Below are 15222 nucleotides of genomic sequence, written 5' to 3'. Positions count from 1 at the left end.
TTCGAGTACCTGGTCGAGCTGCTCAACCCGACCCGGACCCTGTCGCACCACCCGCTCTTCCAGGTCATGCTCGCCCTGCAGAACGCCCCCGAGGCGAGCTTCCGGCTCCCCGGCCTGACGGTCGATGTCGCTCCCGGACGGACCGGGACGGCGAAGTTCGACTTGTTCTTCAGTCTCGCCGAGCGGCGCGGGGAGCGTGGTGAGCCGCAGGGCATCACCGGTGCCGTCGAGTACTCCAGCGACATCTACGACGCGCCCACGGTCCAGGCCCTGTTCGACCGTTGGCTGCACTTCCTCGACATCGCCACCACCCACCCCGACCAGCCCCTCAACCACATCGACATCCTCACCCCCGAGGAACACCGGCGTGCCGTGGTGGACTTCAACGACACGGTGCATGCCGTGCCGGATGCCTCGCTGGGTGAGCTGTTCGCGCGGCAGGTGGCTGAGACACCCGATGCGCCGGCGGTCACCGACGGCGTGGCCACGCTCACGTACGCACAGCTCGACGCGCGTGCGAACCGATGCGCGCACGAGGTGATCGGCAGGGGCGTGCGGTGCGGTGACGCGGTCGGTGTTCTTCTGGAGCGTTCGATCGAGACGGTCACCACAATCCTGGGCCTGATGAAGGCCGGTGCCGTGTACGTGCCTCTGGACGCGCGCTATCCGGCCGACCGCATGCGTCATGTCCTGGCCGACACCGGCGCGGTGCTGGTGGTGACGGACGAGGCGTCCCAGCCGCACCTCCCGGCGGATGCGGCGGGCGTGTTCGTCATCGGCTCCCCGCCCGAGGGGAAGGAGCTGCTCGCAGCGCCTGGGGTAAGGGTGCGGTCGGGGGATGCGGCGTATGTGATGTACACCTCGGGTTCGACGGGTGCGCCCAAGGGGATCGTGGTGACGCATCGCAACGTCGCCGCTCTGGCTCTGGACCCGCGTTTCGACCGCTCGGCGCACCAGCGGGTGCTGCTGCACTCGCCGGCCGCCTTCGATGCTTCCACCTACGAGTTGTGGGTGCCGTTGCTGAGTGGTGGGACGGTCGTCGTGGCTCCGGCCGGGGATCTGGACGTCCCCGCCCTGCAGCACACCCTCACCGCCCGGCGTGTGACCGCGTTGTGGCTGACCAGTTCGCTGCTGAACGTGGTCGCCGACCACGCCGCGCAGGCGCTGTCGGGGGTGCGAGAGGTGTGGAGCGGTGGCGAGGCCGTTTCCGGGGCGACGGTGCAGCGCCTGCACCAGGCGTGCCCCGGGTTGACGGTCGTGGACGGGTACGGGCCGACGGAGACGACGACGTTCGCCACCCGTCATCGCGTGCCGCGGCCCTACACCGGTGGTGCGACGGTGCCGATCGGCCGTCCGATGGCCAACACCCGCGTCTACGTCCTGGACGCACATCTGCGTCCGGTCCCGCCGCAGGTGACGGGCGAGCTGTACATCGCGGGGGCCGGTCTGGCCCGCGGTTATCTGAACAAGCCCGCGATGACGGCCGAGCGGTTCGTGGCCGACCCTTACGGTCCCAAGCCCGGTGGCCGTATGTACCGCACCGGTGACCTCGTGCGTGCTGACGCCGCAGGGGATCTGGAGTACATGGGCCGCGCCGACCAGCAGGTGAAGGTCCGTGGTTTCCGTATCGAGCCCGGTGAGATCGAGAACGTCCTGACGGACCATCCGGCGATCGGCCGGGCCGCCGTGGTCGCCCACCACGACCAGCCCGGCAGCACCCGCCTGATCGCCTACATCGTCCCCGACACCGACGAAACACCGGGGGACGAGGAGGAGCGGGACCAGATCGGCGAGTGGCGGGATCTCTACGACTCGCTGTACTCAGCGCCCGGTTCGACGCTGGGCGAGGACTTCTCCGGCTGGAACAGCAGTTACGACGGCGAGCCGATTCCGCTGCCCGAGATGCGGGAGTGGCGTGCGGCCACGCTCGAGCGGATCAGGGCGCTCCAGCCCGGCCGTGTCCTGGAGATCGGTGTCGGCACCGGTCTGCTGCTGTCCGGACTGGCGCCCGAGTGTGAGGAGTACTGGGGCACGGACTTCTCCCCGGTCGTCGTGGAGGAGCTGCGGCGTCACGTCGACGCCGACCCGGAGCTGGCCCGGCGGGTCAGGCTCCGGGTGCAGGCCGCCCACGAGCACGGTGACCTTCCCCAGGGCCACTTCGACACGATCGTGCTCAACTCCGTGGCCCAGTACTTCCCGAACGGCGGATACCTGACGCAGGTCGTCGAGCAGGCCTTCCGCCTGCTCGCGCCCGGTGGCGCCCTGTTCCTGGGCGACCTGCGCAACCCGCGGCTGCTGCGGACCTTCGCCTGCGGTGTGCAGACGGCACGTGCCGAGGACCCGGGCGACACCGCCGCGATCCGCCGTGCCGTCGAGCAGAGCCTGGTCCTGGAGAAGGAACTCCTCGTCGACCCCGAGTACTTCAGCGCCCTCGCCCACCACGTCCCCGACCTGGCGGGCACCGACATCCAGCTCAAGCGCGGCACCGCCCACAACGAACTCACCCGCTACCGCTACGACGCCACCCTCTACAAGACCGGCATCACCCCCCACCCCCTCGACGACACCCCCACCCGACCCTGGACCCGTGACCTGGATGCCCTCGCCGAGCATCTGGGCAGCGCGCGGCCCGACCGGCTGCGCGTCACCGGCGTACCCCACGCGCGCATCGCGGCCGACCTCGCCGCACAGCGCGCGCTCGAGTCCGGGACGGCACCGGACGCCCGGGACACGGCCGGCGCCGATCCGGAGGACTTGCACCGCCTGGGTGAGAAGTACGGCTACTGGACGGCGATCAGCTGGAACGGGCACGACCCGGCCGCCCTCGATCTCACGTACGTCAAGCGCGAACTGCTCGGCGAGGCGGTGCCCGTCGGTGCCTACGCACCCACGGGCGCGGCCGGCCCCGGCAGGCCGCTCTCCTCCTGGACCACCAGTCCGGCCACCGGCCGGAGCACCGGTGCCCTGCTCATGGCCGTGCGGGAGCACCTGCGTCGCCGGCTGCCGGAGTACATGCGCCCCGCCGCCGTCGTTCCGCTCGACCGGCTTCCGCTCACCTCCAACGGCAAGCTCGACCGTGCCGCGCTGCCGGCGTTCGAACCGGAGCGCGCCGACATCGGGCGGGCGCCGGCCACCCCGCAGGAGCAGGTGGTGTGCGAACTGTTCGCGGAGGTCCTCGGCCGGCCGGTGGTCGGTGTGAGCGAGGACTTCTTCGACCTGGGCGGGCACTCGCTGCTGGCCACCCGGCTGATGGCCCGGCTGCGCGCGGCCTTCGGCGTCGAGCTGGGCGTGCGGAGCCTGTTCGAGGCGCCGACACCGGCGGGCATCGCGGCCCGGCTCGACGTCGACGACGCGGACGGCTCGTACGAGGTGATGCTGCCGCTGCGCACCGGGGGCAGCAGGCCGCCGCTGTTCTGTGTCCATCCGGGCGGGGGCATCAGCTGGTCGTACAGCGCGCTCATCAAGCACCTGGGGCCGCAGTACCCGCTGTACGGCATCCAGGCGCGCAGTCTGGCCCGGCCGGAACCCCGGCCCGCCACCATCGAGGAGATGGCGGTGGACTACGCCGACCAGATCCAGAGGGTGCAGCCGCACGGGCCGTACCACCTGGCCGGCTGGTCGTTCGGCGGGCTGTGCGCGCACGCGCTGGCCGCGGAGTTCCAGCGGCGCGGCGAACCGGTGGCACTGGTCGCGGTGCTCGACGTGATCCCCGACTGGCAGGGGCTCACCCACGCCGACGTGCCCGCCCCGGACGACCGGGTGATGCTGCTCTACCACGTGGGTCTCGTCGACGACGGCAGTCACCACGACGACGAGGAGATGACCTTCGCCAAGGCGCGGGAGATCCTGCGCCGCCAGGGAAGTGTGCTGGCCAACCTGGAGGAGGACCGGCTCACGACGATCACCGAGATCTCGGCGAACAACACCCACCTGACCGTCGACTACCGGCCCGGCCCGATCGACGGAGACCTGCTGCTCATCGCCTGCTCGGAGGAGCAGGACCCGCCGGTGACCGCCGAGGCCTGGCAGCCGTACGTGCGCGGCTCCGTCGAGGCCCATGTGGTGCCCGGCGACCACGGGTCGATGCTGACCCGCCCGGACACGCTGGCCGAGATCGGCCGCATCCTCTCGGCCAAGCTCCACGACCTCACCGGCGACGAGTGACCTTCGCGGGCCGCCCACCAGGAACCCGCCGTCCGCTGTCCGCGAGGACCGACACCCGAGGACTGACACTGATGCTGACCGACGTGCTCTCCGTCGACGTGGCCAAGGCCCTGGCCGCCGTGGACGAATGGCTGAGCGAGTACATCCGCCGACCGCACGGCGAACTCGGACGCACCGGCCCGGTGTGCCCGTTCGTCGAACCCGCCCAGCGCGCCGACGCGCTGGAGATCCGCGTCAGACTGGTCGGCCCCACCCCGAGCCAGACCCTGCTCGACGAGATCGTCCGCTGCGGCCTCGACGAGTTCAGCGAGGTCGACTGGAAGTCCGGCAACCCGAACCTGCGCTCGCTGCTGCTCGTCCTGCCGGACCTGCCGGCCGAGCACCTGCACCTGTTGGACGCGGCGCACACCGCGCTGAAGCCGGAAAGTGTGCGGCGGGGGTTGATGATCGCGCAGTTCCACGAGAAGTGCGAGGAGAAGGCCGCACGCAACCCGGCGTTCGAGGTGAGCCACGCCCCGGTGCCGATGATGGCGGTGCGGTCGATGGCGATCCACGACGTGCTGTTCCTGGCCGACCGGCGGGAGTGGTTCGAGGAGTACGCGAGCCGTTTCGGAGCCCGCTACCGCAGCGGGTCGCACGGCATCGACCCGCTGCTGACCGAGGTGTACGAGCGGGCCCGTGCCGCATACGCTCCGGGGAGCTGAGCGCATGCGCGACGCACCGCCGGCCGCAACCGCCGTGTACCGGGGCATGGACCAGGCCACGCTGGACCGGCAGTACTCGCCGAGTTCCCGCGTGGCGAGCCTGGACGCCTACCTGCGCGAGTACGAGCGGCTGAGCGAGGCCGCCCGCCGGGCCCACCCGGTGCGGACCTCTCTCGCCTACGGCCCGCACCCGGCGGAGAGACTCGACTACTTCCCCGGACCGGAAGCCGGGCGGGCGCCGCTGCTGGTGTTCGTGCACGGCGGGAACTGGCAGGCACTCGGCCGCGCCGAATCGGCCTTCCCGGTCCCGCCGTTGCTGGCCGCCGGCGCGGCCGTCGCGGTGATCGAGTACGGGCTGGCCCCGGACGTCGACCTGGACGCCATGGCGGGCATGGTGCGCCGGGCCGTGGACTGGCTGCTGCGGCACGCGGACGGGCTCGGGTTCGCCCCGGACCGCCTCCATCTGTGCGGCACCTCGGCCGGCGCGCACCTGGCCGCCATGGCCCTGCTGCCCGACGCGTCGGCCGGCCCGGACGTGTCCGGCCGGATCGCCGGGGCGGTGCTCCTCAGCGGCATGTACGACCTGGAGCCGGTCCGCCTGTCCTACGTCAACGACGCGCTGCGGCTGGACGAGGCCGCGACCCGCCGCAACAGCCCGATCCTCCGACTGCCGGCGCGGCTGCCCGAGACGGTGGTCGCCCGCGGCGGGAACGAGACCGAGGAGTACGTCCGCCAGCACGACCGGATGGTGACGGCGCTGCGCCCCCGGGCAGCGGTGACGGAGGTCGTCGCCGATCGGCGCGACCACTTCGACCTCCCCTACGACCTGGGCGTGCCGGGCACCGGGCTGGGCGACGCGGTCCTGGCGCAGATGGGACTGGAAGGAACGACCGCATGAGCACCGAACAGACCACCCGGAGCCCCGCGTGCCCGCTGTCCGTCGGATCCCCGCCGGACACCACCCCGTACGCCCACTACGCGCGGATGGACGAGTTGCTGGCGTTGCAGCATCCGCTCAGCTCGGCCCGTACCGAGCCGGGGTTCATCATCATGAGCCAGGTCAAGGAGCTGCTGTTCAAGCTGCTGCACACCGAATTCAGCACCGCGCGCGACCAGTTGGCGGGTGACCTGCTCGACGACGCGCTGTGGACGCTGCGCCGCGCCGCGCGGGTGCAGCAGGTGCTGCTGGTCTCGTGGGAGACGTTCTCCGTGCTGTCCCCGGTGGAGTTCGCCGAGTTCCGGGACGTCCTGGGGTCGGCCTCGGGCTTCCAGTCGGCCGGCTACCGGCGTCTGGAGTTCCTGCTCGGCAACAAGAACCCCGCGATGGCCGCGCCCCACCGGAACACGGCGGGCTACGACGCGGTGGTCGGCCAGCTGCACGAGCCGAGCCTGTACGACGCCGCGCTCGAGCTGCTGGCTCGCCGCGGGCTGCTCACGCCGGACGACTCCACCGCCCGGGATCTCACCCGGCCGTACCGCGGCGGCGCGGAGGTCGAGGAGGCCTGGCGGTCGGTCTACCGGGACCCCGTCCGCCATCGCGACCTGCATCTGCTCGGCGAGGCGCTGATGGACACCGCCGACCAGTTCGCGCGCTGGCGCTACACCCACCTGGTGACCGTGCAGCGGATGCTGGGCGCCAAGCCCGGGACCGGCGGCACCGAGGGGGTGGCCTGGCTCGCCCGGATCAGTGAGCACCGCTTCTTCCCGGAACTGTGGTCGGTGCGCTCCACCCTCTGACCGGGAGTCCTGGTCTCCCCGCAGACGCGGGGACAGGCGGACGTGGACGACACGAGACAGAAGGAGGGCCGATGGTGAGCGGGATCCCGCGCACGGTGGCCGAGGAACTGGACGCGGCCGATCCGCTCGCCGCGTTCCGCGAGCGGTTCGTCATCGCCGATCCGGAGCTGATCTACCTGGACGGCAATTCGCTGGGCCCACTGCCCGCGGCCACGCCGGAGGTGCTGCGGGAGGTGGTCGAGGAGGGCTGGGGCGGGGGACTGGTGCGGTCGTGGCAGGGCTGGATCGACTGGGGCGCCCGGCTCGGCGACCGCCTCGCCGAGCACGTACTCGGCGCCGCGCCCGGCGAGGTGGTGATCTCCGACTCCACGTCGGTCAACCTCTACAAGCTGGCCGCCGCCGCCCTGGACGCGGCACCGGGGCGCGGCACCGTCCTGATGGACGCCGAGGACTTCCCGACCAACCGGTACGTCGTGCAGGGCCTGGCGGAACAGCGCGGGCTGCGGCTGGTGCGGCTGCCGTCCGACCTCGACGGCGGCCTCGGCCTCGACGCGCTGCGTTCGGCACTGAACGGTGACGTCGCGCTGGTGGTGCTGTCCCTGGTGTCCTACCGGAGCGGCGCGCTGCTGGACATGGCGCAGGTGAACGACCTGGCCCACGAGGTCGGCGCGCGGGTGGTGTGGGACCTGTCGCACGCCGCCGGAGCCGTTCCCGTCGACCTGGGCGGCACCGGCGCGGAACTCGCCGTCGGCTGCACGTACAAGTACCTCAACGGCGGCCCGGGTTCACCCGCCTTCCTCTATGTGCGGCGCGACCTGCAGTCCCGGCTGCGGCAGCCGGTGTGGGGCTGGTACGGGCAGCGCGGGCAGTTCGAGATGGGGCCCGACTACGACCCGGTGCCGGGCATCGAACGGTTCCTGGTGAGCACCCCGCCGCTGGTGTCGTTGGCGGCGATCGATCCCGCCCTCGCCCTGGTCGAGGAGGCAGGCCCGGCTCGGATCCGGGCCAAGGGGCTGCGGCTGGGCCGGCTGGCCGACGACCTGACGGACGCCTGGCTCACTCCGCTGGACTTCCGGCCCGCCTCACCCCGCCCGCCGGAGCGGCGCGGCTCGCATCTGTCCCTGTACCACCCCGACGCCTGGCGGATCTGCCAGGCGCTGGCCGCGGACGCGAAGGTCGTCTGCGACTACCGGGTCCCGGACCGGCTGCGCATCGGTCTGTCCCCCCTGGTCACCCGGTTCACCGACGTCTGGGACGCGTTGGCCCGCATGCGCGACGTCGTGGCCGAGGGCGCCTACGCCTCCCGGCCCGCCGGCCTCGCCCGGGTGACCTGACCCCGCCTCCCCGCACACCTCCCTGCCCACCTCAGCCGATTCGGAGTGCCCATGGCTCACGCATCCCCGCTCACCACCGACGGACTGGTACAGATCCTGTTCGGCTCCTCGGCCTTCCAGATGCTCCGCGCGGGCAGCGACCTGGGCCTGTTCACCCTGTTGCACCGGCGACCGGGCCTGACCCCGCCGGAGATCGGCCGCGAACTCGACCTGGAGGAGCGGCCGGTGCAGATCCTGCTGCTCGGCACCACCGCCCTCGGCCTGACGGTGCGTCAGGGGGACGGCTACGAGAACGCCGGCGTGCTGAACGGTCTCTTCGCGGAGGGCACCTGGGAGATCATCGAGGATCTCGTCGAGTACGAGGAGCGGATCGTCCGGCCCGCCGAGGTGGACTTCGTCGCGTCGCTGCGCGAGAACACCAACGTCGGCCTGCGACGGATCAAGGGCACGGGGGAGGACCTCTACCACCGGCTGTCCGCGGACCCCGAGCTGGAGCAGTTGTTCTACCGCTGCATGCGGTCCTGGTCCCGGCTGTCCAACCCCGTGCTGGTCGAGAAGGCCGACCTCACCGGAGTGCGGCGCGTGCTCGACGTGGGCGGCGGCGACGGCGTCAACGCCATCGCCCTCGCACAGGCCAACCCCGGCGTGGAGTTCACCGTCCTGGACCTGCCCGGCACGGTGGAGATCGCCCGCAAGAAGATCGCCGAGCACGGCCTGTCCGACCGGATCTCCGTGCGAGCCGCGGACATCTTCGCCGACACCTACCCGACAGGCCACGACTGCGTGCTCTTCGCCAACCAGCTCGTGATCTGGTCACCGCAGGAGAACATACGCCTGTTGCGCAAGGCGCACGCGGCGCTGCCGGACGGCGGGCGGGTGCTGGTGTTCAACGCCATGTCCGACGACAGCGGGGACGGCCCGCTGTACGCGGCCCTGGACAACGTGTACTTCGCGACGCTGCCGGCCGCCAGCAGCACGATCTACCGGTGGGGCCAGTACGAGGAGTGGTTCGCCGCGGCCGGGTTCGTGAAGCCCGAGCGGCTGCCCGGCGGCCGGTGGACGCCGCACGGCGTGATCAGCGCGGTCAAGTGACGCCCCAGCGAGTACCGGAGCCGACCATGTCATCCATGTTCCAGGACGCCCCGCCGACCGACAGGGGAGCGGCCTGCCCCGCCGGCCCGCACATGATGGACCCCGACCTGCTGGCGGACCCCTTCGGCGGTTACGGCCGGCTGCGCGAGCAGGGGCCGGTCGTGCGCGGCCGGTTCGTGGACGGCACTCCGGTGTGGTTCGTGACCCGCTACGACGACGTCCGCGCCGTGCTGCGCGACCCGCGGTTCGTCAACACCCCTTCCCACGTGCCCGGCGCACAGGGCGCGGATCCGCGTGAGGGGATGATGGAACTGCTCAAGGTCCCCGAGCACCTACGGATCTACCTGCTCGGATCCATCCTGGACAGCGACCCGCCGGACCATCCGCGGCTGCGCCGCCTGGTGACCCGGGCGTTCACGGCCCGCCGCATCCTCGATCTGCGTCCCGCCGTCGAGCAGATCGCCGACCGGCTGCTCGCCGAACTGCCCCACCGGGCGCAGGACGGGACGGTGGACCTGCTGGAGCACTACGCCTACCCCCTGTCGATCACGGTGATCTGCCGGCTCGTCGGTATTCCCGCGGTCGACCTCGAGCGGTGGCGGGAGTGGGGCGGGGACCTCGTGTCGATGCGGCCCGAACGCCTCCAGCACTCCTTTCCCGTGATGATCGACTACTGTCATCAACTGATCGAGCAACGTCGTGAAGCGCTCAGGGACGATCTGCTGAGCGAGCTGATCCGGGCGCAGGACGACGACGGCGGACGGCTCAGCGATACGGAAATGGTCACCATGGTGCTCACCCTGGTGCTGGCCGGCCATGAGACGAGCACGCATCTGATCGGCAACGGCACCGCGGCCCTGCTCACCCATCCCGACCAGCTGGCACGGCTCAGGGAGAACCCGGCCCTGTTCCCGCGAGCGGTGCACGAGCTGATGCGCTGGTGCGGCTCGGTGCAGGTGGCCCGACTGCGCTACGCCGTCGAGGACCTGGAGATAGCCGGCACGCGCATCGCCCGCGGTGACGCGGTCCAACCGGTACTGGTCTCCGCCAACTTCGACCCGCGGCACTACACCGACCCGGACCGGCTGCACCTGACCCGTCAGCCGGACGGGCAGGCCGAGAACCACGTGGGCTTCGGCCACGGCATCCACTACTGCCTGGGTGCGACGCTGGCCCGGCAGGAGGGCGAGGTGGCGCTCGCCCGGCTGCTGGCCCGCTACCCGGATCTCGCGCTCGCTGACGACGACCCGGAGCACGACCGTGCCCGGCTGCCCGGCAGTTGGCGGTTGAACGCGTTGCGCCTGCGGCTCGGAGCATGATCCCAGCCGCAGCACCGAGGGCTCCACGGTGCGCACCGTGGAGCCCTCGGCCCTGGGGGGGGCGTGAGTCGCGCCGTCAGGCGTCAGGTGGGTCCTTCTCCACGGTTATGGCCTGCACGGGGCAGGACAGCGCGGCCTGGGTGACCTGCCGCGGGGGCGCCGTCCGCGCCCCGTCGGGTACGAGCGCGGCGTACCCGTCGTCGTCCTGGGTGAACACGGTGGGTGCCGTCAGGGTGCACTGCCCGGACCCGATACAGGTGCGGTGGTCGATGCGGATCTCCATGGGGGGCCGTCTCCGGTGGTCGGGCGGGGGCGTCAATGACCGAGCTCGTGCGCGGTGGCACGGTCGAGCGTCAGCAGGACCCACTCCTCGAAGTCCCGGTCCCCCCTCGATGCGGCCTCCCGCCAGCGCTGGACACGGTCACAGGGGGCGCTGATCCGGAGCTGGCTGGCCCGTGCGGGCCTGGCCGGTCGGTCTCCTCCGCGGCTCTCCCGCAGCCGCAGCCGGAGCTTGTTCCGTGACCAGCCGTGCTGCTCCGCCTGGTCGAGCCAGGTGTCGGCCTCCGCCGGCGGTAGGGAGGCGACCTCGGCGTGATGACCGAAGCTCAGCGTCTGGCGCCGGCGCCAGAGCTCGAAGTGGCGCGCCACCCACGCGTAGTTGCGCAGCGTCTGGTAGTCGAGTCCCGCGGCCTGCACTCCGGCCTGGTAGCGGTCGGCGTAGCGGTCCTGGCCGTAGACGAGCCAGTCGCCCAGGCACCAGGCGGAGGAGTCGGCGATCTGGAAGATGTGCTGCCCGGCCTTCTCCCATCGGTCGTACGTGAGGCTGGACGGTATCTTGAGGCCGACCCGGGTGGTGAAGATTCGTTCCTGCTCGCCCGGACTGCGGGGGCGGGCCGCCTCGGTCGCTCGGCGGCGGACTGGTAATTGACGGTCACTCCGGTCGTACTTGGCGATGTGCTGCACCGGCTTTCTCCTGAAATCGGGGCATGATGCATCTCGCACCATTCATCGCGCCCTGGAGCCATCATGGGCGCAAGCTCGAAAGACGGTAGTCACCGTCCGAGATGCCGTCAATGAACATTTCCAGCCGGGGATGGCCGGTTGGGTTGCAATTGGCTTCGATTCCGATCGCCACGGAGTGCGGCACGTGCCGAATCGCGCGGGCCCGGCCGGGCCCGCGCGACGCCGTCAGGGGGTGCCGGCCGAGGCGTGGAGCGTGCCGTCGGAGTCCGTCCGCACCGCCGCCTCGACGCCGTCGAGGATCAGGTCCAGGCCCACCCGGAACGCCTCCCTCGCCTCCTGCTCCATGTGTGACGCGGCGCCACCCGCCTCCGCCTCGGTCATGGCGGCGAGACTCGCGGTCGACTCCAGGGCGGCGAGGGCGGGGAAGCGTTCGGTGAAGTCCGGCGCGAACTCCGCCATCAGCGCGGACCGCTGCGCCCACCACTCCTCATCGGGCACCCCGGTCTCCGGTGCCGCCTGCCGGTGTTCCGTCGCGACCAGGGCCATGCCCCGCACGAACTGGAACAACACCGCGATGACCCGCCTGACGCGCAGCGGTTCCAGGCCGATTCCGCCGAGGATCCGCACCACCGTCTCCAGCCGCGCGTACTCGTTCGGCCCGAGTACGGGACGGGCCTGCGAGACCTGGAGCACCCAGGGGTGACGCAGATAGAACGCCCAGGCGTCGTCGGCCCAGGCGGTGATCGCCGGGCGCCATCCCGCGCTCGTGTCGTACTCCGTGGGCAGTTCGGCCAGCACCCGGTCGTGCATGAGGTCGATCAGTTCGCTCTTGCTCGGCACGTACGTGTACAGCGCCATGGCGGTCCGCCCGAGCCGGGTCCCGACCGCCCGCATGGACAGGGCTCCCATTCCCTGTTCGTCCGCCACCGCGACACCCGCGGCCACGATCGTGTCCACGTCGAGTCCGGGCTTGGGGCCGGGTTTGGGAGCAGGCCCACGCGATTCAGCCGATCGCCAGAGCAGGGACATGGATCGGCGGGCATCGCCCTGTCCGGCGAAAACAATCACCTTGCAACTCCTTACTGCATAAAGTAACCTCACCGGCACATCTCTTTACGGTGTAAGGATACCAGCTGGGCGTCCGCCCGCCCCGGTATGCCCGTACGTTCGTGGAAGGTTTTCGATGGCAGAGCTCCCCGTCACGTTCATCCAGGTCACCGACATCACACGCATCACACCGCGGATGGCCCGCGTGACGTTCGAGGCCGACCACATCGACGATTCCGTCGGCCTGACCCCGGACCAGCAGCTCAAGCTCTGCTTCCCCCGGCCCGGCCAGGAGCGGCCCGTCCTGCCGGAGCAGAGCGACGACGCGACGGGCTGGTACCAGGCATTTCTGGCCATTCCGGAGGACGAGCGGCCCTGGATGCGCAGCTTCACCCTCCGCCGGCGCGTGCCCGGGACGAACACCGTCGAGGTCGACTTCGTCCTGCACGGCGACAGCGGCCCGGCCGGCGCCTGGGCCGACTCCGCACGCCCCGGCGACCGGCTCGGCATGGTCGGCCCCTCCGCGCTCTACGCCGGACCGGTCCCCCTGACGGATTCGATCGCCTCCGCCGACTGGCTGCTGCTCGCCGGCGACGAGACGGCACTGCCCGCCATCGGCACCCTGCTGGAGGCCCTGCCGGAGCGGACCCGCGCCCAGGTCTACATCGAGGTCGCCGACCGCGCCGAGGAGCAGACCTTCCGGACGGCGGGCGACGTCACCCTGCACTGGCTGCACCGCGACGGAACCCGGGCCGGCCGCAGCGAAGCCCTGATCGACGCCGTCCGGGGCGCCGAGTTCCCGCCCGGGCGCCCCTTCGCCTGGCTGGCCGGCGAGGCGGGCGTCGTCCGGACCCTGCGACGCCACCTGGTCGACGACCGGGGGCTCGACAAGCGCGCGATCGACTTCAGCGGCTACTGGCGCGTCAAGCTCACCCAGGACGACGCCCCGACCGCGGAGGACATGGCCGAGGCGCAGGAGCGCCTCGCCGAGTACCAGGCGGTGGCCGATGGCCAGTCCTGACGAGCCGCGCGCCGGAGCCGGCATCCCGGCCGGGCGCCGCGAGCCGGCCGGACGGCTGCCGGGCCGAAAGGAGGACTCCATGATCACGGTACGAGGGCTCGCCCGCCGGTTCACCGTGCGCGGCCAAAGTGTCGAAGCGGTCAAAGGAATCGACTTCGACGTGGCGCCCGGGGAGGTGGTCGGGTTCCTCGGCCCCAACGGAGCGGGCAAGACCACGACCTTACGGATGCTCACGACCCTGCTGCGCCCCACCGGCGGAACCGGGACCGTGGCCGGCTGCGACCTGCTGACGGACCCCAAGGGCGTCCGGCGCAGGATCGGCTGCGTCCACCAGGGCGGCGCCACCTGGCCCGAGTCCAGGGTCGCCGAGGAGATCGAACTCCAGGCCCGCCTCTACGGCCTGTCCCGGTCCGAGGCCAGACGGCGCGGGGCCCTGCTCGCCGAGCGGCTCGACCTCGCCGGCCTGGACCAGCGCCCCGTCAAGACGCTCTCCGGCGGTCAGCGCCGCCGGCTCGACATCGCTCTCGGACTGGTCCACGAACCGACGCTCGTCTTCCTCGACGAGCCCACCACCGGGCTCGATCCGCAGAGCCGGGCCAACCTCTGGGACCACGTCCGCCGCCTGCGCTCCGAGCAGGGCACGACCGTCTTCCTCACCACGCACTACCTCGACGAGGCGGACGCGCTGTGCGACCGGATCCTCGTCACCGACCACGGCACGATCGTCGCCGAGGGAACCCCCGACGCACTCAAGGCCCGGGTCGCCGGCGACGCGATCACCATCGAGGTGACCGACCAGGTCGCGGAGGCGGCCGACGTCGCCGGGCGGCTGGCCGGCGCCACCGAGGTGAGCGTGGACGGCGACACGGTGCGCTTCCGGGTGCCCCGCGGCGACGCCGCCCTGCCGGAACTGCTGCGCACCCTCGACAACCGGGGGATCACCATGGCCTCGGTCAAGGTCAACCGGCCCACCCTGGACGACGTGTTCCTCAGCCTGACCGGACGGTCCCTGCGGGACGGCGACCCCGCGCCCCAGGCCAGGGAGGCCGCCCATGCTGCGTGACACCCGACTGATCTTCGTGCGGGACATGAAGCTGGCGCTGCGCAGTCCGACCTGGCTGCTCATCGGGATCATGCAGCCGCTCCTGTACCTGTTCCTCTTCGGACCCCTCATGGTGTCCGTGGTCGACCACACCCCCGGTTTCCCGCCCGGCGGCGCCTGGGAGGTCCTCACCCCGGCACTCATCGTCCAGACGGCACTGTTCAGCGGCGCCTTCGCCGGGGTGGGACTGCTCACCGAGTACCGGGTCGGCGTCGTCGACCGCTTCCGCGGCACACCCGCGAGCAGGGCCGCCCTGCTGTTCGGCAAGGTCCTGGCCCAGGCCGTGCAGGCCACCGCGCAGTCCGTACTGATCGTGCTGGTGACGCTGCTCGTCTTCGACCTCGACGCCTCACTGACCGGGCTGCTGCTCAGCCTGGCGATCGCCGCGGTCCTGGCCATCACTCTGTCCTCGGGATCGTACGCACTGGCGATGGTCCTCAAGAGCGAGGCCGCGTTCCCGGCGCTGATGAACGCCGTGCTCCTGCCGCTGCTGCTGCTGTCCGGGGTGCTGCTGCCGGTCTCCGAGCAACTGGCCCCCGGCTGGCTGTACAACCTGGCCCGGATCAACCCCCTGACCCATGTGGTCGACGCCGAACGCGCGGCGTTCCGGGGGGACATGGGCGCCACGGGGCTGCTGACCGGCTCCCTCGTGCTGCTGGTCATGGCCGTCCTCGCCCTGCTGTGGGGCACGCGGACCTTCCGCAAGGAGAACGCCTGACGGCACCGCCCGCAGGCCCAC

13 protein-coding genes are annotated in these 15222 nt (G+C 71.5%); 10 read left to right on the top strand and 3 right to left on the bottom strand.

What is annotated here, in order from left to right; genetic code table 11:
* The 7 genes from Q5694_RS29110 to Q5694_RS29080 all read left to right on the top strand — a co-directional run.
* Positions 1-4164, top strand: a 4164-nt coding sequence (locus tag Q5694_RS29110) for an amino acid adenylation domain-containing protein (RefSeq protein ID WP_333936413.1), incomplete at its 5' end; no start/stop codon positions are given.
* Positions 4165-4235: 71 nt separating this feature from the next.
* Entirely contained in the window at positions 4236-4868 is a 633-nt protein-coding gene (locus tag Q5694_RS29105; protein ID WP_333936412.1) for a DUF6875 domain-containing protein, read from the top strand.
* A gap of 4 nt (positions 4869-4872) precedes the next feature.
* Complete coding sequence (locus Q5694_RS29100; protein ID WP_333936411.1) at positions 4873-5766, top strand: alpha/beta hydrolase; 894 nt, start codon at positions 4873-4875, stop codon at positions 5764-5766.
* Positions 5763-6605, top strand: a complete 843-nt coding sequence (locus tag Q5694_RS29095; RefSeq protein WP_333936410.1) for a tryptophan 2,3-dioxygenase — start codon at positions 5763-5765, stop codon at positions 6603-6605. Before Q5694_RS29100 ends, Q5694_RS29095 begins: the two co-directional genes overlap by 4 nt.
* Positions 6606-6676: 71 nt before the next feature.
* Complete coding sequence (locus tag Q5694_RS29090) at positions 6677-7939, top strand: kynureninase (protein WP_333936408.1); 1263 nt, start codon at positions 6677-6679, stop codon at positions 7937-7939.
* A 51-nt stretch (positions 7940-7990) separates the two neighbouring features.
* Positions 7991-9031 (top strand): 3-hydroxy-D-kynurenine methyltransferase AcmL, encoded by a 1041-nt coding sequence (gene acmL / locus Q5694_RS29085; protein WP_333936407.1) that lies wholly within the window; start codon positions 7991-7993, stop codon positions 9029-9031.
* A gap of 35 nt (positions 9032-9066) precedes the next feature.
* Positions 9067-10350 (top strand): cytochrome P450 family protein, encoded by a 1284-nt coding sequence (locus tag Q5694_RS29080; RefSeq protein WP_333936406.1) that lies wholly within the window; start codon positions 9067-9069, stop codon positions 10348-10350.
* 76 nt (positions 10351-10426) lie between these two features.
* Here the strand turns inward: Q5694_RS29080 and Q5694_RS29075 are convergent, their stop codons facing one another.
* From Q5694_RS29075 to Q5694_RS29065, 3 genes are all read right to left on the bottom strand, one after another.
* Positions 10427-10633 (bottom strand): ferredoxin, encoded by a 207-nt coding sequence (locus Q5694_RS29075; protein ID WP_333936405.1) that lies wholly within the window; start codon positions 10631-10633, stop codon positions 10427-10429.
* Between the two features lie 32 nt (positions 10634-10665).
* Entirely contained in the window at positions 10666-11313 is a 648-nt protein-coding gene (locus tag Q5694_RS29070; RefSeq protein WP_333936404.1) for an LmbU family transcriptional regulator, read from the bottom strand.
* Positions 11314-11538: 225 nt separating this feature from the next.
* Positions 11539-12381, bottom strand: coding sequence for a TetR/AcrR family transcriptional regulator C-terminal domain-containing protein (locus Q5694_RS29065; protein WP_443040958.1), 843 nt, complete (start codon positions 12379-12381; stop codon positions 11539-11541).
* A 115-nt stretch (positions 12382-12496) separates the two neighbouring features.
* Here Q5694_RS29065 and Q5694_RS29060 point away from each other — a divergent pair, with 115 nt between their 5' ends.
* From Q5694_RS29060 to Q5694_RS29050, 3 genes are all read left to right on the top strand, one after another.
* Positions 12497-13381, top strand: coding sequence for a siderophore-interacting protein (locus Q5694_RS29060; protein WP_333936402.1), 885 nt, complete (start codon positions 12497-12499; stop codon positions 13379-13381).
* A 79-nt stretch (positions 13382-13460) separates the two neighbouring features.
* On the top strand, positions 13461-14444 hold the full coding sequence (locus tag Q5694_RS29055) for an ATP-binding cassette domain-containing protein (RefSeq protein WP_333936401.1): 984 nt from the start codon (positions 13461-13463) through the stop codon (positions 14442-14444).
* On the top strand, positions 14434-15201 hold the full coding sequence (locus Q5694_RS29050) for an ABC transporter permease (protein ID WP_333936398.1): 768 nt from the start codon (positions 14434-14436) through the stop codon (positions 15199-15201). The genes Q5694_RS29055 and Q5694_RS29050 overlap by 11 nt, the downstream gene beginning before the upstream one ends.
* The last annotated feature ends 21 nt before the right edge of the window (positions 15202-15222 follow it).

The sequence above is a fragment of the Streptomyces sp. AHA2 genome, from assembly GCF_036857595.1.
Lineage (GTDB): Bacteria > Actinomycetota > Actinomycetes > Streptomycetales > Streptomycetaceae > Streptomyces.
This window is presented reverse-complemented; position numbering and strand designations above follow the sequence as displayed.